At 48.1% G+C, this 22,192-nt stretch carries 19 protein-coding genes; 6 read left to right on the forward strand and 13 right to left on the reverse strand.

The features are described from left to right. Positions 1-227: 227 nt before the first annotated feature. Positions 228-848 (reverse strand): hypothetical protein, encoded by a 621-nt coding sequence (locus OXN25_15935; GenBank protein MDE0426342.1) that lies wholly within the window; start codon positions 846-848, stop codon positions 228-230. Positions 849-904: 56 nt separating this feature from the next. Then, a complete protein-coding gene (locus OXN25_15940) occupies positions 905-1,369 on the reverse strand; it encodes a hypothetical protein (protein MDE0426343.1) in 465 nt (154 codons plus the stop codon). 403 nt (positions 1,370-1,772) lie between these two features. Here OXN25_15940 and OXN25_15945 point away from each other — a divergent pair, with 403 nt between their 5' ends. Then, complete coding sequence (locus OXN25_15945; protein ID MDE0426344.1) at positions 1,773-2,927, forward strand: RNA-guided endonuclease TnpB family protein; 1,155 nt, start codon at positions 1,773-1,775, stop codon at positions 2,925-2,927. Between the two features lie 39 nt (positions 2,928-2,966). Here the strand turns inward: OXN25_15945 and OXN25_15950 are convergent, their stop codons facing one another. From OXN25_15950 to OXN25_15980, 7 genes are all read right to left on the reverse strand, one after another. Continuing rightward, positions 2,967-3,704 carry a phytanoyl-CoA dioxygenase family protein gene (locus OXN25_15950; GenBank protein ID MDE0426345.1) on the reverse strand — a complete coding sequence of 246 codons (738 nt, stop codon included), beginning with the start codon at positions 3,702-3,704 and terminating at the stop codon, positions 2,967-2,969. Positions 3,705-3,736: 32 nt separating this feature from the next. Next, positions 3,737-4,861 carry a mandelate racemase gene (locus OXN25_15955; GenBank protein MDE0426346.1) on the reverse strand — a complete coding sequence of 375 codons (1,125 nt, stop codon included), beginning with the start codon at positions 4,859-4,861 and terminating at the stop codon, positions 3,737-3,739. A gap of 277 nt (positions 4,862-5,138) precedes the next feature. Beyond that, positions 5,139-5,648, reverse strand: a complete 510-nt coding sequence (locus OXN25_15960; GenBank protein ID MDE0426347.1) for a DUF1854 domain-containing protein — start codon at positions 5,646-5,648, stop codon at positions 5,139-5,141. An 82-nt stretch (positions 5,649-5,730) separates the two neighbouring features. Further along, on the reverse strand, positions 5,731-8,139 hold the full coding sequence (locus tag OXN25_15965; protein ID MDE0426348.1) for an ABC transporter ATP-binding protein: 2,409 nt from the start codon (positions 8,137-8,139) through the stop codon (positions 5,731-5,733). Between the two features lie 225 nt (positions 8,140-8,364). After that, on the reverse strand, positions 8,365-8,781 hold the full coding sequence (locus OXN25_15970; GenBank protein ID MDE0426349.1) for a cupin domain-containing protein: 417 nt from the start codon (positions 8,779-8,781) through the stop codon (positions 8,365-8,367). Positions 8,782-8,839: 58 nt separating this feature from the next. Further along, positions 8,840-9,673 carry an SDR family NAD(P)-dependent oxidoreductase gene (locus OXN25_15975; GenBank protein ID MDE0426350.1) on the reverse strand — a complete coding sequence of 278 codons (834 nt, stop codon included), beginning with the start codon at positions 9,671-9,673 and terminating at the stop codon, positions 8,840-8,842. A gap of 81 nt (positions 9,674-9,754) precedes the next feature. Continuing rightward, complete coding sequence (locus OXN25_15980) at positions 9,755-10,933, reverse strand: Na+/H+ antiporter NhaC family protein (GenBank protein MDE0426351.1); 1,179 nt, start codon at positions 10,931-10,933, stop codon at positions 9,755-9,757. Positions 10,934-11,613: 680 nt separating this feature from the next. Between OXN25_15980 and rbsK the strand changes: the two genes are divergently transcribed. The 4 genes from rbsK to OXN25_16000 are packed head-to-tail and all read left to right on the forward strand — an operon-like array spanning position 11,614 to position 16,682. Continuing rightward, entirely contained in the window at positions 11,614-12,549 is a 936-nt protein-coding gene (gene rbsK / locus OXN25_15985; protein MDE0426352.1) for a ribokinase, read from the forward strand. A gap of 51 nt (positions 12,550-12,600) precedes the next feature. Then, a complete protein-coding gene (locus OXN25_15990) occupies positions 12,601-15,579 on the forward strand; it encodes a tetratricopeptide repeat protein (protein ID MDE0426353.1) in 2,979 nt (992 codons plus the stop codon). Positions 15,580-15,583: 4 nt separating this feature from the next. Beyond that, entirely contained in the window at positions 15,584-16,261 is a 678-nt protein-coding gene (locus OXN25_15995) for a biotin--[acetyl-CoA-carboxylase] ligase (GenBank protein MDE0426354.1), read from the forward strand. Continuing rightward, positions 16,245-16,682, forward strand: coding sequence for a DUF523 domain-containing protein (locus tag OXN25_16000; protein MDE0426355.1), 438 nt, complete (start codon positions 16,245-16,247; stop codon positions 16,680-16,682). The genes OXN25_15995 and OXN25_16000 overlap by 17 nt, the downstream gene beginning before the upstream one ends. Positions 16,683-16,936: 254 nt before the next feature. Here OXN25_16000 and trpC read toward each other — a convergent pair whose 3' ends face one another. Both trpC and trpD read right to left on the reverse strand, forming a co-directional pair. Next, positions 16,937-17,713: an indole-3-glycerol phosphate synthase TrpC gene (trpC, locus tag OXN25_16005; GenBank protein MDE0426356.1), complete on the reverse strand. Its 777-nt coding sequence runs from the start codon at positions 17,711-17,713 to the stop codon at positions 16,937-16,939. Between the two features lie 36 nt (positions 17,714-17,749). Further along, the gene (trpD, locus tag OXN25_16010; GenBank protein MDE0426357.1) at positions 17,750-18,790 is read right to left on the reverse strand and encodes an anthranilate phosphoribosyltransferase; all 1,041 of its coding nucleotides are present in this window, start codon (positions 18,788-18,790) and stop codon (positions 17,750-17,752) included. Positions 18,791-19,437: 647 nt separating this feature from the next. Here trpD and OXN25_16015 point away from each other — a divergent pair. Next, on the forward strand, positions 19,438-19,917 hold the full coding sequence (locus tag OXN25_16015; GenBank protein MDE0426358.1) for a GNAT family N-acetyltransferase: 480 nt from the start codon (positions 19,438-19,440) through the stop codon (positions 19,915-19,917). Between the two features lie 11 nt (positions 19,918-19,928). Here OXN25_16015 and OXN25_16020 read toward each other — a convergent pair whose 3' ends face one another. Both OXN25_16020 and OXN25_16025 read right to left on the reverse strand, forming a co-directional pair. Continuing rightward, on the reverse strand, positions 19,929-21,905 hold the full coding sequence (locus tag OXN25_16020; GenBank protein MDE0426359.1) for a hypothetical protein: 1,977 nt from the start codon (positions 21,903-21,905) through the stop codon (positions 19,929-19,931). An 18-nt stretch (positions 21,906-21,923) separates the two neighbouring features. Further along, the coding region (locus tag OXN25_16025) for a transposase (GenBank protein MDE0426360.1) at positions 21,924-22,192 on the reverse strand (269 nt) is incomplete at its 5' end.

Genomic DNA, 22,192 nt, shown 5'->3' on the forward strand with positions numbered 1-22,192 from the left:
TTATTTCGCAGCTATATTGATCACTGCTAACAAAATGTAAACACTACGTAGAGAAACATCATCTCTTCGGGACAAATGGTAACCAAGCGTCGCACCGACAATACCGGCACCGATTATTACGATTCTTTTTCTTTTCGTACTGGGGGAAGGCGCAGAATTTCTGTTTGACAATTTTTAAACGATTGCTTCTGAACTGGGATGGCTTCGGCTTTTGTGGCAATAGCGAATCAGCGATGCGCTGCAACGATGAATCCTGTTAAGCCCGCAAGCAACAATTGAAAACCAGTTTGATAGAATAGCATGAGAAAAGGCTGGCAGAGTGCAATCAAACCGAGCGCAATTAAACCGATAGAGATACGTTCACACAAAGTCTTCTGCGAAAACACAATCGAAAACACAATTATTCCCGGTAGAAGCAGATGCAAGGCGGTCCCACCGAGTGATGAAAAAAAAGGCTGATAAAGGAAGACAATGCCAATACACGCCAGAAGTGCTGAACCGATAGTTGCTGTTTGCTTTGCCGCGGTTGTCATACCAAACGCAATAGCACAGGCAAACAGAATGTGAAATGCCGAACCTGACAAAATTGATGGAACAGGTAGATAGAGAAAACCGAGTCCAACTGCCAAGCCGATACTGGATATAACTGCTATTCGCTGCTTGTCCTCGAAAGAGGTTCCAACTAAAATCGCGGCAATACTCAACAGCACCAGCGCGATGCCTTTGAGCAAAATAGCGTTTTGAGCGATAATAGTTGGAACCATCGAGATGCTTGGTACATAGAGAAAGGCAATACCAAACAGGAAGAACCCAGTCGCAAGGAACTGATTCCGTTTTTCTTTTTCCATAGCGATACTTTGATAACCTGCGAACGTTCTAACTTAGCGGTATTCGCCGAGGTGTCTCAATCCTTCCGTTTCAGCAGGCGGCTCACCCAAGTTTTAGATTGCTCCTCACTCAATTGATTTGTCAGTTCGTTCACTTGCGCAGACAAATCCCCCCGCTCGTCTTGGAAAGATGTAATCTTTTCCCGGAGTTGCTCATTTTCGACGATAAGTGCTTGATTCTCTGCTTCCAATTTGTCGCATGTTTCTTGTAGGTGCGTGATATGAAAAACCTGGCAACTCAGATTTTCAATAATATCGTCTGTTGGGATATTATAGGCGAGTTTCTTTATCAGCATTGCGAGTCCATCAACACGTAATTGAATTTGTGGCTTCGGCGGGGCACCTGGTTTGTCAGGAGGAGCAGAAACGACTCGGATATAGGATTCAATATCTATATCTCTCCGTTCCAAGGTTCGGGTGATGATGTCCTCTTCCACACCTATGATTTCGGCGATTTTGGAAGGATTCATATAGAGGTCCATTCCCAAGTTTCCTAACCAGTCTCTTCTGATAAAAAATTAATAATATAATATCTATAATACGACTACGCGATAAAAAGAGAACTAAAGATAGCGTAACAGATATCCAATTATTTAGCAAGTTAAAATGTGGCGCGCAGACAGCGCGCCAATAAAAAGAATTGACAATACAAACACGAAACCTGCACTTATCAAACATTTCGGTTGTAAAAAAACCCTATTGCTTTAGCTGGGGAATACACAACCGTCCTTGTGTGTTAGACCACAGCATGGCGCATGAAAAAACCTGACAAATATAGTAAAATTGTGGTATAATATTCTTACATCGTGGCGGTGGAGACGATACTCCTGCTTAGGAGTACCACCGCACCGAATCGTCTCGGTCTCACGATGTAAAGGAAACACGATGTATACCACACTTTACAAACTCTTTCGTGCGCCACGCAATCGCAATCTGAAGCGAAAGACGTGGATCGCACACACAATATGGAACTACTTTCTGGGTTGGCAACGCACGCGATATGCTCTTGGGCTGCCGTATCTCTCCTACAAAGAAATGTCTCGTGAGTTTACGATTCTGCGTAAGTCGCATCCAGATATGTTTGCACACTGGCGTGAGTTAGATTCTTGGGCAGCACGTCAAGTTCTCAAACGTCTCGATGAAGGTTACCAGCGGCTCTTTAAGAAAATCGCGAAACGTCCGCCAAAGTTCAGATCGTTTCGTAAACCATACTCGTTTACGATGTGTCCATCTGGATACAAGTTTGCAGACCCTGTAGCAGGCGACAAAGGGTTTGGAATCTACAATGACCACGTGACGATCATGGGAAGGACATATCGGTTTAATCTGAGTCGCCCTATTTTTGGCAATATCAAAACTGTTACAATCAAAGAAGATGCACTTGGCGATTTTTACATGTCTGTTGTTACCAATCACGTTCAGTCCCATATCAAACCAATGACGGGTCATGCTGCTGGGTTTGATATGGGAATCAAAACAATGCTGACATGTTCTAACGGCAGACCATATGAATCGCCTCATTTTTACACCGAATCTGTAAATGAAGTAAGAACCGCCAATCGTCAATTGTCCACAAAACAGCGTGGAAGCCAGAATAGAGAACGCGCAAGACAACACCACGCACGCATGCACCGCAAGGTTGCAAGGCAACGTGAGGATCACCATTGGAAACTCGCCCTTGAACTTGTGCGTAGGTTTGATGTGCTGTTCTTTGAAACGCTGAACCTTGACGGCATGAAAAGACTTTGGGGGCGCAAGGTCTCTGATATAGGCTTCTACGCATTCTTGGAAAAAGTGAAGTGGCAAGCAAAGAAACGTGGCAAGCGTGTTGAATGCATTGATCAATGGCAACCGACAACTCCTATTTGCCACGTTTGCGATACATGTGTTTCTCTTGAATTGAGTGATAGAACATGGACGTGTGAACATTGTAACACCCATCACGACCGCGATATTAACGCAGCCATTAACATTCTTAAGGTTGGGGCATCAACCTTTGGATTAGAGAACGTTAGACTTGCAATCGCAAGCTGTCCTTAATGATACCAGAATCTCCCATGCTTTAGCAGGGAGAGTATGTCAAGAAATCCCGTCCCAATACTTCCACATATCGTCGGGGGTCTCAAACTTGATTTGGTCCAAATCTTTCCGACGGTATCTACCGATGAGCGCGATTCTGACCCGACGCCCACAGTTCGGACCGGCGGTATGGCTCATCTGGTGATGCCAGAAGCAGACATCGCCCGCCTCACCTGTGAATTCATAACTCGGTCCTAAATCGAACGGGGCAACACCACCGGGGAGACTATCTAAGTCGTGGTGTCTGAAATATTCCGCCCAAATTCGATGGCTACCGGGCCAGACCGTGAACCCACCACCCTGTTTTTCAACTGTGTCGAGATAAGCGGTCGCGCCGAGTGTGAAGGAACCGACAACGCCTTTCGGTACACCGTTCGTCGGCGTGTGGTAACCGTCAAGATGTCCGCGTGGCTCGCGCCACTCTCTGTCTGGATCCGGGAAATTGATGTGTGGTCCCGCACCACCGCCTGTATTCAACCTATCCTTGCCAACAAGCTCCTCGCCCATAGCGAAAACGCGGTTTCCGTATATTGTGCCACGAATAACATCTTCACCACCGACAGGAACAGTGCGATACCCCTTACGGATCCAAGACACTGGATCGTTTCTATCCTCGTCAAGAGACTCCCAAATCTTATCAAGCGCAGTGTCAACTACTTCTGGCTCTACTGCACCCCGCACAACCAGATAGCCGTTTTCTTTAAAGAACGCTTTATCTTCCGCTGTTAAGTACGCCATAGTTCGGTTTCTCCTATAGTTCTCGGCAACCTTTACGCGCGAACCTCAAATCCGTTCTCTTCTCGCGCTTTCTGGTAAGGTGTTTCTTCCAAGTTCAACCCGAAGCCGGGATCCTCAGGCACATTCACATAACCGTTTGAGATGGAATATCCAGAATCGTCTAAGCCGGGTGTGGTCGCGTGATCCCATTCAACGAACTCAAATCGTTCAACCTTTGCTGAAAGATGGCACGATACGTAATTCCCGTAGTGACCACCATAATGATGCGGTGCCGTGCCGACATCAGAGGCATCTAATTCAGGACCAAGTTCAAGCCAACGTGAGAAACCCGGATAGAAAATATCGTATTGAACGATGTCAATAAGACCGTCTTTCGCCCAGTCCACAAGATGTGGGGATGCCCCCCCCTCGCCATCAGCGATGCGAGTCTCTAACCCCTCAGCGTTCAACCATTCTTTCAGGATACCGTAGACCCGTGCATCTTCATGGAACGCCTCTTCCATCCAATAAACGTTTGCGTCGGCGGCACCGCCCAATACCTGCTTGGTGAGATTGAGGTTATAACCGTTATTTGCATCTATCAAAATTGTAGCATCGGTACCAACAGCCTCGCGCACGGCACGGATGACATCAATATCCCGTTGTGTCCCTTTGTCGAGTGGCATGTGCATCGCACCCCGTCCGACCTTGATTTTATAGGCGTTATGTCCACGCGCCCTTCCCTCCAACGCCTCAGAAGCGATAAGTGTCGCAGCTTCAGCATTGTCGTTAAGATGTAAATCATCAATGTAGAGTGAGGTATCATAGCACGGTGCGCGAAACGCGCCATTCTCGCCAGAAAGCATCGCATAGACTGGTTTTTGTGCTAATTTTCCTACGAGATCCCAGATCGGGTACTCCAGGATTCTGAACGCCTCGGTGACACCGCTTTCTGCGTCAAATGCTTCACTGAGTTGAAATCCGACGATAGCCGCTGCTTTTTCAGGCGAAATCGGGGAGAACCCGAAGCCACTAACCCCATCTGTTGTGGTTATCCGCGCAATAGGCGGACGAACATGCAATCCGTGTTCACCTAACCTTGAATTGCATCCAGCTTTCCGGGGACGTTCGCCTGTCAAACGTGCCCATTCAATTCGTTCAATTCTTACATTTTCCAATTAACGACCTCCGTAAATATATGTGAATTGAGCAGTCCCGCTTCTAATCCGTTACCGGTGAGATTTGGAGATTCACCAGTAGTAGCGTATTATAGAGTAGGTCTGAAAAATATGCGAACATTCGTAGCATAAACTATCAGTGTGTGCAGCGGTGGTACGCAAACTAACAGTTTACGCTACAATAGGGTGCCCAAGCAATTGTGGACTTTATATAAATGATACAAGAAACCTACAAATCGGGTCTGAAGGGAGATATATGACGTTGTTAGAATAGGGACTACAATTGGGTTTCAAGCAAGGCGATGCTATCTGGATCTAAACGATGATAGTTCTCAATCTCGTAGCGATTACCATCGGCATCTTTGATAAGAACCCTTCCATTCTCAAGAGAGACGACATCATATCGAGTACGCATACCAAAGGTAACGGGACCGCGGTTTGTCTCCACGACCCACTGTGTGACACCAAATTCTCCATCCAAACTGTGAATTTTGGTAATCTTCGGCAAAAAGTACCGTTTTTGCAACTCCGACCTGAGAACCTTCTCCGACTCTCGCGGTAGCTGCTTGATGTCTTGAATAATACCAATCTCTTTCTCTTCGCTGTCTAACAGTGAAATATATTTATTAGAATCGGTGAGGGGGAAGGAGCGGATTGCTTCCACATTTGTGTAAGTCGTACCATCAGGAAGTTCAACAGTGAGTTCTTCAAATGAATTTCGTGCGATTTTGATTTTGGCAGCCTCAAGGAATTCCACCTCATCGGTAATCTTTATAGCTTCCTGCATTACGTAGCTCCTCCTTCTTTGATATCAAGGAAGGTGTTTCTGGTGTGCGCTTTCAATTCGCACACCAGAACAATACACTTACCTATAAGGCACGAATCTTTGACAATTCCATCTGTTTTTCGCACAAACCCGCATAAGTCCCATCTTTAGCAAGAAGTTCTTCATGCGTGCCGATTTCATCAACCTTCCCATCTTTCAGCACAACCAATCGGTCGGCATATTTGAGTGTGGAAAGTCGATGGGCGATAGCAAATACGGTACGACCCCGGATGAGCCGTTCTAACGCTTCCTGAATATTCGATTCAGTTTCCGTGTCCACAGACGATGTCGCTTCGTCCAAGATAAGAATTCTCGGATTTTTCAGGATTGCGCGGGCGATAGAAATCCGCTGCCGTTCGCCACCAGATACACGAGCCCCTCGTTCGCCGACCATCGTATCGTAGCCATCGGGGAACTTGACGATAAACTCATGTGCATTTGCTGCTTTCGCCGCGGCAATAATCTCATGCCGAGTCGCACCCGGTTTCGAATAACCAATATTTTCAGCGATCGTACCTTGGAACAGGAATGGATCTTGAAGGACCACACCGACTTGCTGCCGTAACGCTTTTAATTTAATATCACGGCTATCGTGTCCATCAATTTCTATCGATCCTTCACTGGGATCGTAAAAACGGGTAATCAGATTAATCGCAGTGCTTTTGCCCGCACCGCTATGTCCAACAAGCCCAATCATCTCACCCGCTTCCGCACGGAAAGTCACCCCGTTGAGTGCATTCTTTTCTGTGTCGTAAGAGAAATAGACATCCTTGAACTCAACCTCACCCTTGATATTTTCAAGGGTAATCGCATCTTTTTTATCGGCGACACTCGGGGGTGTATCTATGATTTCAAACACACGGTCGGCAGAAGTTGCAGCCCGGATGAAACGTTCGTTCATCTGACAGAGCGTGTAGACCGGTCTAAAGAACTGACCCATGAGTGCTTGGAACATCACAAGTTCACCAAGACTTAACTCACCACCGAAAATCTGCGAACCACCCACTAACCATATCAGGATCGTACCGGAGTAAATAATAAACTCCATAATCGGACGATACAACGTCCACAACTTTGCTGCATTCATTTCGCCTTCAAAGACCTGATATGTCTCTTCGTTGAATCGGTTCACTTCGTAGCGCTCGCGTGCGAAGGCTTTAACGACCCGGACCCCTGGAATGGTGCTTGCCAATATTGTACTAATATTCGCATACCGTTTCCAGAGCACCGAAAAGACTTTGCTCATCTTCTTCCCAAAAAAGATAGTGAAGAAAATGAGACAGGGCACAGGAATCAGCGTCCACGAAGCCAGTTTCCAATTCGTGAGAAACATGATGATGCAGATGTTAATGAGCGTAAATGAATCGCCGATGATGTCTTGTAAGCCGTTGGCAATGAAATCCCGAAGCCTTGCCACATCGCTTGTGATTCTTGACATCAGGTTACCGGTATCCCGCTGATTGTAAAAATCTAATGAAAGCGAGTTGAGGTGTTCATAAGTTTCGTTCCGAAGGCGGCGCGTGATATTCTGACCGACCCACGCCATCATATAGCCGCGGACAGCAGAAGCCCCCATAGCGAAAAGGCGGAAACCTGCCATGAGAAAAACAATCGTGAGCAGATGTCCCCAACTTCCAGCAACTGGCAGTGCGAACCAGCCCGAAATGCCCTCAACAATACCGCCAAGGCGCCCCCATGTCGGATCGGGGACCGGCTCACCGGTTGCAGTCAATGTGCCTCCGCTTATGGTCCGTTCTGCGGGGACAAGGATATTATCAACCATCTCCTGGCTAAGAACGCTTGGTAAAAGCGAAACAAACCGGATTATCATCATCAGTACGAGTGCAGGAACAGCAATGTGCCAGAAAGGGAACGAATATCTGATAAGGCGAAAGATGAGTTTCCGTTTTTCGACACAATTGACACAAACTCCTGACCAGCGTGGCAGTGGTTGTCCGCACTTTTCACACTTATGTTTGTTTTTTCCAAGTCCTTGCGGACGGTGCTTTTTCTCTTGTTCCGCTTCTGGATTCGCTTCCTTGATTAACGTCTCCAGTTCAGGAGTCGCCAATTCAAATTTCGGCGAGTAACGGCGCGAGTAGCGTGCGACTTCAATGGCTTTGTCCGACGTTCGGACCTTTAAGATGTTGTTTCCGTACATCTCAACGATTTCAACAGCCGAAACCGATGCAAGCGAAATTTCTTGGACCTGATGTTCTGGAGTGCCGTTCTGATTAAAAGCGATGAGCCGCCTATCGGTAGCAATCAACCAATCTTTGCCGTAGTTACCATCAAACTTCAGATCGGTTGAAACAGCGACTTTAATTTCTTCGCCATCCGCAAGCATAGTATGTGCCTGCCGCTCCAGTTCCTCGGGCACTTCTTCCATTGTGGTTAGCTCGTCGTCATCCAATTGTTTAAAGGCGGAACTTCCATTTGGCTTCTTTCGCATAAAATCCCGCCGCACACTGGATGACCTCGGCATTATCCCTCGCATAAATTAAAAACCCCCAAAGATTAAAGGCATGGTTTACTGCCTATATTAAACACTTAGGACATTTTATTTAACGAAGGTTTTAGAAAAAAGTTGAATTAAAAATGCAAAAAATACAGTAAAAACGTGGATAAAACCAAAATTAGGGGTTTAAATTACTAAAAACACTACTTTCTGGTCAATTTACGGGTTCGGTGGCGAGGTACAGATGAGGACCTCCATGGATTCATCTCCCGTGTTTTCAATGCCGTGTTCGCACCACGGGGGAAGATGGATGAACGTACCCGCCTCAACCGGAACTTTTTCACCGGCGAGGGTCATTACGCCTTTTCCTTTTAGAATGACATAGCACTCCTCAGTGTGATGACTCCCCGGTTCAAGAACGACATGCGGTGGCACAAAAAACATAACTAAACCCAAGTTTTGTGCAGGCGCGCTTGGGTTCGCTGGATGCACGACACGGACACCGATACCGTCGCAACCTGAATATTTCACAGGAACCCCGTCTTGAACTGTGACGACGTTTGCCTGGACCTGGTGTGCGGGTTTCGGAATAGGGGGTTCGCCTTGATACCCTTTAAACATCATAATCTTTGCCATTTTCTCTCCTTTTTAGTGGCTGTCGGAAACCGTTAGCCATCAGTAGTTGGAGGATAATTTACCAATCTCGTGTGTAGCCAGCGGTCCATCCGCCGTCTACCGTCAGGATATTACCGTTAATATAACTCGCGTCTGGCGAGACAAGAAAAAGCACCGCTGCTGCGATCTCCGTGGTACTCCCGGGTCTGCCGAGTGGAATATGTGATAGCAGACTCGCGGCGTTTTCTGTGTACGCCCCATCATCTCCGTAAAAGAGGGCTTCCGTGCCGCGGGTCAGTGTCGAACCTGGAGCGACAGCGTTAACCAAAATGCCTTCCGGTCCGAGTTCTAACGCCATAGAACGCGTCAGATTGGCGACCCCGGCTTTCGCGGCGACGTAAGCACTCTGTAAGCGCAAAGGCACTAACCCGGCGATGGAACTGATGTTAACAATTCTACCAATGGCATCCTCAGAACCAGATTTGCCATCTTGTTCAGCAGATATGTGGGCAAGGATATGTGGAATAACAGCACGACTCGTCGCAAAAACACCGGTAAGGTCTATCTCCAAAATGCGTTGCCAATCCTCAAGCGTATACTGATGAATTGGGACCCTATCGCTCCGCGTGTTAATTCCCGCATTGTTCACCAGAATCTCAATCTTACCAAAATGCGCCGCAATCTGATCGGCAGCAGACACCATCTCTGAGGCGTTAGATACATCACCTTCTACAAACAGACACGTCCCGCCGCTCTGTTGAATTTCTGTAGCAGTGTGCTTGCCTGCTTCTTTGTCTATATCAACAATTGCCACCTGCGCGCCGTTGTTAACCAAGGCATCCACAATCGCGCGACCGATGCCTTGCGCACCACCTGTAACAACCGCAACCTTTCCTTCAAGTGCAACCTTCATAGTATTCTCCTCACAAATGTTCACAATTACGATAAGCGCGGTTAAGAAACTGTGCCTACTGATTGCCAACCGCCAAATCAACTAAGCATTACGTGATTCTTGAATTCTGCGAAAACCAGCAAGACCAAAAAACAACAAAACAATCACACCCGTCCCGCTGGCAATACCGATTGCCGAAGCACTACCGAGCGCAGCAGGCAGATAACCACAAAACAGCGCGATCGTTGCGACAGTGAGACTATAAGGCAACTGCGTTCTGACATGGTGTAATGGATCACAACTACTGGCGATAGAACTGAGAATCGTTGTATCAGAAAGCGGCGAACAGTGATCCCCAAAAATCGCACCATCTAACACCGCGCCAAGGCAAATAACTGTCGTTAGACCATAACTTCCGTTGTCGAGCGAGAATGCCACGGGAATAGCCGTCGGAATTAGGATTGCCATCGTCCCCCAACTCGTGCCGGTCGCGAAAGAGGTCACAGAGGCACAAACAAAGACGAAAATCGGAAACCAGAGTGGGGAAACAACATCACTCAGCATTGTCGCAAGAAATTGACCCGTCATCAATCTATCGCAACTCGCTTTTAACCCCCACGCCAATAACAGAATGCTCAACGGTGTGAGACTCCCCTTCACACCACCCCAGATGACCGGAACGATCTCTGAGAACTGCAGTTTCGAGAGCCAGCGCGCACAGACGATTGCCAGAACAAATGCACTTGCGGCGGCACATGCGAGAATCTTGACATTATCTGCTGCTGATAGGGCATCTCGCCAAGCCGTGAGTGAGAGAATAGATCCCGTCCCCTTGCCATCTATCCAGAAACCCCCTAAGAGCAGCCCAAAAAGTGCTAAGAGCGGCAAAACTGCTGATAAGGGTTGGACAACGGCGTTTGGCAAACTGGTAAAGGATGCGGCGTGTCCGAGTGCCTCGGCATCTGAAGCGGCAACATCTCCTGTCTCTCGTGCGCGGGTCTCTGCTTTGTGCATCGCGCCGTAATCTTTACCACTAATCGCATTGATGATAACAAAGATAATCGTCAGAATGCAGTAAAACCGAAAACCGAGGGCATCGAAGAACATCGAATATCCATCACGGTCAAGTCCGATTGTCTCCGCGACATCGTTAAAGAGACCGACTTCATAACCGATCCAAGTGCTAACAAATGCTAGGCCCGCAATCGGCGCGCTGGTCGAATCCACAAGAAACGCCAACTTTTCACGACTGACGCGATGGTGGTCAGTGAGCGGACGCATCGTAGGTCCGACAATCATGGCATTGGAGTAATCGCCAATAAAGATAACAATTCCCATCAAACCCGTGATAAATTGCGCAGACTTCGGTCCCTTCGCAAATCGAGAGAGCCACACAACAACACCACTGATACCGCCAGAGGCGACGACTATGGAGATCGTCGCCATGATAAGACAAACGAACAGAACGACCCAGAAATTGAAGAGGTCCACCCCGTCGTTTCCGATGCTCACCGCACGGACGAACCAGATGACTTCGGTTAAAAAGCCGGTTGGCGTGAAGTGTTGTTGATACCACGCCAGCACAATTCCGGCACCGACGGCTATACAGAGACTCGGAAACAGTCGGGTCGTCAGAATTGCCAACGTAACGGCAAGTAAGGGTGGGATGACGCTGTACCAGACAAGGGTCTCCGCACTGCTTACCTGCTCTGCCCGCCACTTAAAAACAAAACAGATTCCGAAAAAAATTAAAAAGCCGATCCCATACTTCAACTTAGAATTCATACGAGTATTGGGTATACCTCTTTTTCGGCGTACAAGATTTATACATTGTAGATTGCATGCATAATAGCAGTTTCCAACACAACTCGCAAGCCAAAACTACTACAAAACCCTTGACACCCGCATTATATGTCAACTATAATTCCCTTAAATCGTTAGAAAGATAGGAATGAATTGTGATGAACAGCAGAGCACCGAAAGTTACCGTCGTCGGGAGCCTGAATATCGATCTCGTGTGCCACGCAACACAACGACCCAAAAAAGGGGAAACGCTCATCGGCGATGCCTTTGATATTTTCACGGGCGGAAAAGGATTTAATCAGGCAACAGCTGCTGCACGACTGGGTGCTGAGGTCACGCTCGTCGGAAGTGTCGGTGCGGATCCTTTCGGGGAGATGCTGCTCATTGCGACTGAAAATGAAGGTATTGACAATAGGTTTGTCAGAAAGTGTACCGATACCGGGACGGGGGTTGCAACGATTGTGGTTGAACCCGATGGCGATAATAGCATCATCGTCGTGCCACAGGCAAACATGGCACTGACAACAACAGATATAGACGCTGCCGCTGATGTCATCGCAGATGCCGATGTGCTTCTCCTGCAATTAGAGACGCCGATTGCGGCCTCTGAACACGCCGCAGCGATCGCCAAAGCACACGACACAACGGTAATATTAAACCCGGCACCCGCACAACCATTGCCGGATAGTCTGTTGAGATATGTTGATATCCTTACGCCGAACGAGTCCGAAACCGAACTACTATCGGAAATGCAGGTAAGCAACGACGAAGAGGCACGCAACGCAGCAGCGGTACTCCGCGCTCGCATGACGGACACAGAAACATCCACTGTCGTACTAACGCTTGGAGAACGAGGCGCATTGATGCTAACAGCCACCATATCCGAACGCGTTCCTGCATACGCTGTTGAGGCTGTAGATACAACGGGAGCAGGTGACGCTTTTTGTGGCGCGCTCGCAACCGCGTTGGCAAGCGGTGAAACCTTACATACAGCGATTGCGTTTGCAAATGCCGCGGGGGCAGCAGCGGTGACTGTCGTTGGCGCGACACCCTCTATGCCGACACGTGCGAAAGTAGACCTTTTGATGTCTTAACACCATAAGAAACCCTATCTTTGAGAATATCAGGAACCGAGGAAATAAACGATGGAAAAAATAGTAAAAAAGACCACGATACTTATAGTTTTAATTACATGCTTATGGGGCAATACACTCGCAACACAAGCACTCGCAGCCGAAAAGTGGGAAGCGAATATGAAAAAAGATTTCGCAAAGGTATTGCGAGAAAAGAGACGACCTGCAGAAAAACATCGAGACCTCATCAGTAAATGGCAAAAGGAGGGACGACTTTCTCCGCTCCTGACGCTGTATGAGACAGAAAAGGAAACTCGGAAACCGGCTTCTGCGACAATCGACGCAGCATTTTACTATGGTTTAGGCTACACAAACGCACTGCACGCTACGGAGACAGGCGAAACGCTTGATCCGGCGATTACCTACTTAAAACACGCCCTTGAAATTGCGCCGGATCTGTTTTGGGCGCATTTCAATCTTGGTGGTATTTACCAGCAGCAGAAAGAAAATGAGTCGGCACTTGCCGAATTTGAAATCTGCGTCCGTCTGAACCCGAACCACTATCCCGCTCACTATCGCATGGGTGAGATTCACTTGGAACAGCAGAATTACGCCGCGGCACTTCACGCTTTCGACACAGCGCGGACGTTAAACCGAAAATGGGAATATCCACAATACGGCATCGGCTTAGTTCGATTCGCACAAGGCGATATAGACCGCGCAAGAGAGACGTTTGAGAATCTTAGGCAACGAAAGAAAAAATTCGCACCCGCCTACTTCAAGCTGGGACAAGTCCTCGCTACTGAAGGGTTCTTCGACGATGCCTTGGCAGAATACGCTAAAGGCGCACAACACGCGCCTTACTCAGCCGAGGCGGTCTACGAACTCGCTGCTATTTTCGACGAAAAGGGCAATACGGAGGGTGCTATCAAATTGTATCAACGCACGCTTGAAATTGCGCCGATGCATGGAGAGGCGCATCTATCCCTTGGAGATAAACTCTACGCCGCGGGCGACACCGCAACAGCACTACAACACTACCAAGAGGCACTCTCCTTGATGCCACATATTAAGGATGGTTTCTTTGAACCGCTGGAACCTTATTTCGCTGGATTGATGACAGCCAACGAAGCAATGCCTATTTTGGAGAAAGCGATGCTCGTTCTTCCTGACGATCCGCGTTCCTATTTTTATGCGGGTAGCCTTGAAACCGATGCCGGGAATACCGAAAAAGCTATTGAACATTACAAAAAGACAATTCAAATCATCGAAGCGGACGCAAGTTATTTGGAAATGGAACTCCCTTTGGGAAACTTCAACGATGTGTACTTCAAACTCGGTGAACTCTATCATCAGCAAGGCAACACAGAGGAAGCGGTCGTCTACTTCAAACGCGCTTTAATCGTAGATCCAGGGTTAGCGAACAGATTTATCTCACAAGGACAAAATGCTTTCGATGTCGGAAACTACGGGGATGCTATTGAACCCCTAAACACACATCTGTTGCTGTTTCCAGAGGACATTGAGGCTGTTTATTTGTTAGGGCAAAGCTACGAGGCTAACGGCAATACAGATGCTGCACTTACCTTTTATGACCGTACGCTGGCGTTGGATTCACAGCGACCGGATGTGCTTTTTAAGATGGTTCACATCTATCGGGAACGTGATGCACATCAACAGGCGGTTGACGCGCTACAGCAGATTATTGAAATCGCACCTGACACGACTGAGGCGCACTATCTACTGGCAGTGTCTTATCTTACGTTGGCACAACCCGATGCTGCCTTATCCGCATTTCTCGCAACTGTGCGGCTGAACCCGCATGATGTCGCGGCGCACTACCACGCCGCAATTCTACTTGAACAGCACGGCGAAATAGATAAAGCCATCGAGCATTATGAAAAAACGATTGCGCTTGATACAACCTTAATCGAAAACGCCATAGGGCGACACCTACAAAGTCCTTTGCCAAACATTGCAGCGACAGAAGTGGAGCCATTTTTCCGTCTTGGGTCGATCTATCGCGCCCGCAATGACGAAGACAACATTATCCGCGTCTATCGACCTGCCTTGGAAATTGAACCCGCACATCCTGAACTGCATCATTTGCTTGCGGTTATCTTTGAGAAACGGGACGATCAAGGCATGCAAGATGGGCTTGGAAGCTACGCCCTAAAGGCCATCCACCATTACGGATTGGCGAATCAGTACAATCCTGAAAATTTCGATTGGCACTACAGTTATGCGCGTCTGCTCGACCAGCACGCCGAAACATTGGGAGATGGCTATCACAAACACGCTGAGATGGCTGTCAAGGAGTACACTGCCACTATTGCTTTGAATCCCAATTATGCGGACGCTTACTTCTACCGTGGAATGCTCACACTCCGCTACAAGCAGATTGGTGATACACTTTATCGCTATAGCCAAATTTTAGAGGATTTCAAACAAGTCGCAGAACTGCAGCCGAGAAATCGCGAAGCAAACTATCAGTTGGGTGTGCTTTATCTTGAAATCGACCGACACGCGCTTGCGAAAAATGTTTTTGAAAACATGCGCGCTTATGCCCCAGACTATCGGGGTATCCATTTGTACCTCGGGCGGATCGCAGAATGGGAACAAGCATGGAAAGAAGCGATTCAATACTATGAAGCGGAAGCCAAGCGCATCGAACAGCCCGTGAAGGAAGATGATGAGATCGCTGTAAAAACGTACCAACGTCTTGGTGACCTCTACTATGCCCACGCCTTAGATTATAATAGGGCAAAGGAGGCGTTAGAACAGGCACTCGCTTTGGATGAAACGCATGTCCCGACGCTCCTTAACTACGCCAACAACCTCTTCAGCATGGATCTACTCGGTGCAGCGACGGAACAGTTTGAACGGGTGATACAACTCGAACCACGCAACCTAACGGCGAATTATAATCTGGCATTGATGTATGAATATAGGGAAAAGTACGGGATGGCAAGGGAGCAGTGGCAACGTTTCCTCGATCTGAATCCACCTGAACAGTGGAAGATTGAGGCTGAGAAGCATCTGAACCAGTAGCATCATGGACATCAATCTCACAAAGGGTACACTCCAGACTGCGTTTATCGGATGCAAGATTGAGCACCACGCGCAAGTCGCTTCTACCAATGACATCGCTATTGGGCGTGGGAAAGCAGGTGCAGCAGAGGGAAGTGTCATAATTGCCGAGCACCAAACCGCCGGACGTGGGAGATACGGTAGGAGATGGGATGCACCATCGGGAAAGTGCCTCCTTGTATCCGTTGTCTTTAGACATCGGCTGCTTCGCGATCAGGTCGCATTGCCTAATCTCGTTGGGGCAATTGCCATCGCGCGGGCAATTCGTGGGACACACGAACTTGATGCGCGGATTAAGGCACCTAACGATGTACGTATTGGGAAAAAAAAAGTGGCAGGCGTGTTAACAGAACTCGCTTATGACGACCAGCGTCAACCTTTTTTCGTCATGGGCTTCGGCGTGAACGTCAACAGTGTTTTAGCGGATTTTCCATCCGAATTGCGTGAAACGGCAACCTCTGTGAGGATAGCGGCTGCCGATGCGAGAAATAAGGACGTTGAAATCTGCCGGACCTCGCTGTTATGTACTATACTTTGTCAGTTGGAAAAGACCTACCTACAACTAAAGGCGGGGGAAACGGATTTAATCACCCAGCAGTTTGAGGCGTTACAGGAAACCGTGCCAGATGAAAGTGATTATTAGTGCTTGTCTTTTAGGCGTGCGTTGCCGATACGATGGGGGCCATAGCCACAGTGAAACGGCTATACAACACAAGAAAACCCATCAGCTTATCCCCGTCTGCCCAGAGGAATCCGGGGGTTTACCGACCCCGCGTCCACCGGCGGAAATTGTGGGCGGCGATGGCAATGATGTCTTAGATGGCAAAGCAAAAGTTATGACTGCGGACGGGGTAGATGTAACAGAAGCCTATTTGCGAGGGGCACGCCACGCCTTAGCGGTTGCTCAGACGCACGGCGCGACACAGGTAATCCTCAAAGCGAGAAGTCCGTCCTGTGGTTGCGGTAATATTTACGACGGCACTTTTTCGGGAACCCTCACGTCCGGTGACGGCGTGACCACTGCACTCCTGAAACGGCACGGTATTACCATCACTTCCATGTAGCACTCCCTGACAGTATTTATAGTAATGTTTAGAATTAATTAGACACTCCGCACCGGCGAGGTTAGAAACCTTGAAGAAACACCCAGGCAAAAACCCTACCAGGGGCGGGGTGAATGTCTCTTTATTTTTAGGTTTTACTATAGAAGAAAAATGCCAACTGCCCAGATGAGGTATTGAATTAACCGAAAACCCGGGGAATGCCATACGGCATTCATACCGTTGATTTGTGAAGCGTAGTGGAACGGTGACCAGATTTAATAGTTTAAAAGACGTCGCACCTGCTCTCCAATATCAGAACTCCGCATCAACGACTCACCCACAAGCATTGCATGAACACCGGCTTCCTGGAGCTTCTCAACATCTTCACGGGTGTAAATTCCACTCTCACTCACCACAATCTTATCCGCCGGAATAGCCTCCCGTAAACGGAATGTTGTGGCAATGTCCGTATGAAATGTCCGCAAATCTCGGTTATTTATTCCGATAATTTGCGCGTCCACGTCCAGTGCAATTGCTAATTCCGCTTGCGTATGTACCTCGACCAGAGATGCCAACGATAGCGAATCGGCAATATCCATGAATGTCCGTAACTGTGCTGGTGTCAACGCCGCAACAATCAATAAGATTGCATCTGCTCCAGCCACCCGCGCTTGGTAGATGTGATACGGATCAATAGTGAAATCTTTTCGGAGGAGTGGGACATCAACGACTCCCCGTATTGCGCGGAGATAGTCGAGTTCACCTGCGAAAAAATGTTTGTCTGTTAGCACAGAAATCGCAGCGGCACCGTTTTCGACGTAGGTCTCAGCGATGGATACCGGATGGAAATCCTCGCGGATAATGCCCTTACTCGGTGATTTCTTCTTCACCTCAGCGATCAGTCTGACATTATCACTGCCAGCGATAGCACCGCTGAAATCTCGCGTCGGCGGAAGATTTATAACCTCCCTCTCCAATGACGCAAGCGGCACCTCTATCTGTTCGGCTGCTAACTCTTTCTGTTTATGCGCGATGATCGTGTCGAGTATCAATCCTGCTGTTCCCCAAAGACCTATTTCTATGAAAGATTAATTGTTTGAGACCTTCTTGAGACCTTCCAACTTCGCGAGCGCCGCACCAGAGTCAATGGCTTCCGCTGCCAGTTCAATCCCTGCCTCAAGGCTATCCACCTTCCCACTCGCCACAATCGCTGCACCGGCGTTTAGCACGACAATATCGCGTTTGGGTCCTTTTTCGCCCTTTAGCATATTAACTATAATTTCAGCGTTCTCCTCGGGTGCGCCGCCCAAGAGTGCCTCAGGTTCGGCTATCGGAATTCCGAGCGTTGTCGGATCAAGGGTATAGGTTTTGACAGTCCCGTTTCGGAGTTCCGAGACACGCGAGGTCGTTGTCGTCGTTATGTCGTCCAAACCGTCATCGCCACGGACGATAAAGGCGTGCTGACATCCGAGATTGTTTAGGGCATTCGCATGTGCTTCAGTGAGTTCTGGTGCATAGACCCCAATCACCTGTGCCTGTGGTCTCGCTGGATTGGTCAGGGGTGCTATGGCATTGAAAATCGTACGAATCCCGATCTCCCGTCGCGGTCCGATGGCGTATTTCATCGCACCGTGGAGTATAGGTGCGAATAAGAAACCGACACCGACCTCGTCGATACACCGCCCGACGTGTTCGGGACCGATTTCAATGTTCACGCCGAGTGCCATTAGCACATTCGCACTCCCACTCTGCCGCGTTACGCCACGGTTGCCGTGCTTCGCAACCGGAACACCCGCACCCGCAGTAACGATAGCGGAGGTTGTTGAGATGTTGAAATGGTTCAAACCCGTACCACCTGTACTACATGTATCAACAAGCCGTGGCACTTTCGGCGTGGCTTGTAAATCAGGCGTATGACGTGTGGGAACGGGTGTGGCTTTGGCGCGCATGGCGCGCGTCGCACCTGTAAGTTCCTCTATCGTCTCGCCTTTGAGCCGAAGCGCAGTCAGAAAACAGGCGATCTGTGCATCTGTCGTCTCACCTTCCATAATCTCGTTCATCGTCTCGACCATCTCTGCTTCGGTTAAGGCATCGCCTGCCATAACCTTCTGAATTGCTTCACGAATCACGCAATGTTCCTCCTCAAAATATTCTGCTCACAATTATAGCAGATGTTGGTATATCTTGCAAGAGCACCTTCTAAATCGGGTGTATAAATATTTTGGCAGCGGATTGTCAGCATCAGGATTTATGTATTTACAAGATGATATTATTGTGAAATATAATATTAACTTAATGGTATATTTTTTAGGCGGTACACCCTAAAAATGTTACACTAAATGTTACACCCGTGTACCATTGGGTGTGTTGCCTATAACGTTAGAGAACCCAGTCACCGTAAGGGTTTGTTGACGTTTAATTTCCGATTTTCTTTTGTTTGAAAAAAACGCAATTTTGCCAAAAGTGTAACATTTTTGAATTAGCAGTCAGCAGTCAGCGGTTGATATTCAGTAAGCAACTTCTGTAGTCAGTTGAAAACGTTTGTGTCGGTTTCCTCGCCAGCGTTTTATAGATTGATACAATATTCACCATTCGCCTCTTTGAAAAGTCTTATGATATATTATACTACATTTGCTAACGGGTGTCAAGTTAAAATGTATTAGCGATTTATATTTTTGAGGATTTAGTGTCAAAAACTTGCCTTTTTTCTTGATCAGGTATAATATATCTCTGCGTGGAAGTGCGTTATCTTAAACAAATCAAAAAAAATAAAAAGATGATCCGAAAGTATAAACCCAATGATCTGCAAACACTTCGACAGATTACGGCTATCTGTTTTGAAAAAGTGTCTATAGATAAAAATATTGAAGACCGATTCGGACGTATCGGTGATATGGACTGGAAAGAACGTAAAATGTCCCATATCAATGACGACGCGGCAGCAAACCCAGATGGTGTTTTTGTGGCAGAGGTCGATGCCGAGATTGCGGGTTATATCACAACCCGCATTAACCACGAAACCCGGATTGGTGGTATCCCAAATCTTGCTGTGCTACCGAAGTTTCAACGCCGTGGTATCGGTCGGCAGCTGATTGAAAAAGCGTTAGGATATTTGCAGGCGGAAGGGATGCTTTACGCTCGTATTGAAACGTTGGACCAGAATCCTATAGGCACCCATTTTTATCCCAATATGGGTTTCACAGAAGTTGCAAGGCAGCTTCACTATATTCAACCGCTGTCGAAGCCGAAAGCGTGATAAATTATAGTTTAAAATAGGAACCGGTACATCGGTTGGTTCGTCGTTATTCCAATAATACTCCATATACTACCGATGATGAATTCACCCAAGATGAGACCGAGGAAGAACGGAATGAGTTTTCGATGTGCGCTCACCCCACCGTGCCGAAGGATAATCCATTTAATCACCGAACTCACCAGTATCGAAAACCAGAACACGTTCATAGACCAACTGCTGGAAATAGCGAATCCTGCCGGATGAAAGGGCCACCAAAAAAGCCGCATCCGCATTATCATCAGGAAACCGGTGATGAGGAAACCGATACACATGGCGACAATTGCGGGTACATCTGGATTTCTCGGTGATGTCAACCAACTCTGGAGTCGGTTGAAGGGTCTCCCGGCAAACCAATCGCGCGCTCCTTCAATGTAAGAGATATGATAGAACGCCCAGAACGAAGCGAACGTCCCGATAACAATCGCAATACACATCGCAAATAGCAACCGTCGATTAGAAATTCCAGTCCGTTCGGCTAATTTAAACCCTTCCAAGATATGTGGCATTGGGTGTCCGCGATAGGCACGGTTGAAGAAGAACAGATACGCCATTATCGTCAAGTTGTGTGGACCGAGAAGCCGTGTGCCAAAAATGCGGGGCATCATCTCATCGGGTCCGATGAAGTGTAAATCGTGGACAGGCGAACCGAGTTCTGCACGCATACGGGTCACTGCTGTGGAGATTGCGTAATAGATGCCGAAAAATACCAGCACCACCCAGATAGACATCCCGCCGGTTTTGCAGAAACCTACGATGAAGGCAAGACTGGCAATAAGTCCCAACACTGTTACACGATAAGACATCGGTTCGTCTGAGTCGTCAACACTCCGATCATTCCGAAATAACTTCCGCCCGACCTGTGCGAGGTGTTTTCGTGTCGCTATAATTGCGATAACAAACAGACCGAGATATGCCCCGAAGGACTGCTCATCGGTGAACGGAAAGTTCGGCATACCACGCACCCCCAAAGCATCTCCAAAAACACGTTCTACCTTCCAGAAGAGATAGAAAAACCAACAAGAAAACGACAGGTCGAGCGGAATAAAGAAAGCCATCCCTACAGCGAAGGGAAAAACGGCTATCGGTGTCCAACCGATTGCGCTCCACGGTTTCTGTGTGAAAAAGGGACGTAAATCGTAGAGCCTACCGCCGAGACTCGGCACGGTTGGGTAGAGATGATGGAGTCCATTGAGTATATCAATCGCACCAGCAATCCCGAAACCGAGCCACATCATCTTATTTGTGAGCAAATTGGACCGACTTCCGATGCTCGTCAATTCGAGGGGTAACTGGATAATAGGGTAGCTGAGTTTCTCATGCTCCGTCCACTGCTTCCGAACGAGTGTATTGATACAGACCATCAGGAACACCATCGCGCAGAGGAAACCGCCCCAGACGCCCGTTGTCGTCAACCATCCTTGCACGGTCTCCCATTGGTAAAAGGTGGTCTCGCCACGATAATACTCCGTCAGAAACGTTGGGTCTTTGACTGCCATCCAATCCGGGATATACCGATGAAACAGGTCTGCCCAGTCGTTCTCTGGTGTTGCGTACCAGAATGCGTAGGGGATCATCGGGATTAGGACGCGGAGCACATCGTGTCCCGCCAGTGAGGACGCAATCGCCAACATAACATAAACCGTCAGCAACTCGCCTTGTCCCATTGCAATCCTCGGTGCAACGCGAACTATGAAAAGATTCACACCCGTGATGGCAAAGACGCAGAAGATAACGTTAAAGTAGAGGGAGATCGTCGTTGGATAGCCTTGCCCGACCGAATCCAGAATCCAGTACATGTTCGGAACGATGAGGACGGTTCCGAGCAAGATCGCTCGCCAGGAGGCACCAAGTTTCGCGCTATTGAAGCGCGAAACTTGGCTTTGCTGAACATTTCGACTGTTTTGTGGGGTGGGTTCTCTATGAGGTTCTGAGGTCAATTCACTTCTCAAATTGCGTGGTGTTTCCCTCTATCGGGTTCTATTTTCGTCTTCAAGCAGTACTTGCCTAAATATCTCAAGGCTCTGTGCTTGCAGTGCCTCCCGGCGAAGCTTTTTGAGTCGTTGTAGTGTTTTAACGTTCTCAAGCATCGGCTTCAATTTCTGTGTGTCGCTGACGGAAAATCGAAGTTCCAATGATTCAAGAATACCTTCAATGATGCTTTCCCGGGCACCTTGCTCAATACCTTGCTCAATACCTTGCTCAATACCTTGCTCAATACCTTGCTCAATACCTTGCT

It is taken from the genome of Candidatus Poribacteria bacterium, assembly GCA_028820845.1.
In the GTDB taxonomy this organism is placed as follows: Bacteria; Poribacteria; WGA-4E; order WGA-4E; family WGA-3G; genus WGA-3G.

Bases quoted from the DNA above. Each gene is read 5' to 3' on its own strand.
- OXN25_15935 (MDE0426342.1), bottom strand. From the start codon at position 848: ATGGAAAAAGAAAAACGGAATCAGTTCCTTGCGACTGGGTTCTTCCTG.
- OXN25_15940 (MDE0426343.1), bottom strand. From the start codon at position 1,369: ATGGACCTCTATATGAATCCTTCCAAAATCGCCGAAATCATAGGTGTG.
- OXN25_15945 (MDE0426344.1), top strand. From the start codon at position 1,773: ATGTATACCACACTTTACAAACTCTTTCGTGCGCCACGCAATCGCAAT.
- OXN25_15950 (MDE0426345.1), bottom strand. From the start codon at position 3,704: ATGGCGTACTTAACAGCGGAAGATAAAGCGTTCTTTAAAGAAAACGGC.
- OXN25_15960 (MDE0426347.1), bottom strand. From the start codon at position 5,648: ATGCAGGAAGCTATAAAGATTACCGATGAGGTGGAATTCCTTGAGGCT.
- OXN25_15965 (MDE0426348.1), bottom strand. From the start codon at position 8,139: ATGCGAAAGAAGCCAAATGGAAGTTCCGCCTTTAAACAATTGGATGAC.
- OXN25_15970 (MDE0426349.1), bottom strand. From the start codon at position 8,781: ATGGCAAAGATTATGATGTTTAAAGGGTATCAAGGCGAACCCCCTATT.
- OXN25_15975 (MDE0426350.1), bottom strand. From the start codon at position 9,673: ATGAAGGTTGCACTTGAAGGAAAGGTTGCGGTTGTTACAGGTGGTGCG.
- OXN25_15980 (MDE0426351.1), bottom strand. From the start codon at position 10,933: ATGCGTCCGCTCACTGACCACCATCGCGTCAGTCGTGAAAAGTTGGCG.
- rbsK (MDE0426352.1), top strand. From the start codon at position 11,614: ATGAACAGCAGAGCACCGAAAGTTACCGTCGTCGGGAGCCTGAATATC.
- OXN25_15990 (MDE0426353.1), top strand. From the start codon at position 12,601: ATGGAAAAAATAGTAAAAAAGACCACGATACTTATAGTTTTAATTACA.
- OXN25_15995 (MDE0426354.1), top strand. From the start codon at position 15,584: ATGGACATCAATCTCACAAAGGGTACACTCCAGACTGCGTTTATCGGA.
- OXN25_16000 (MDE0426355.1), top strand. From the start codon at position 16,245: ATGAAAGTGATTATTAGTGCTTGTCTTTTAGGCGTGCGTTGCCGATAC.
- OXN25_16015 (MDE0426358.1), top strand. From the start codon at position 19,438: ATGATCCGAAAGTATAAACCCAATGATCTGCAAACACTTCGACAGATT.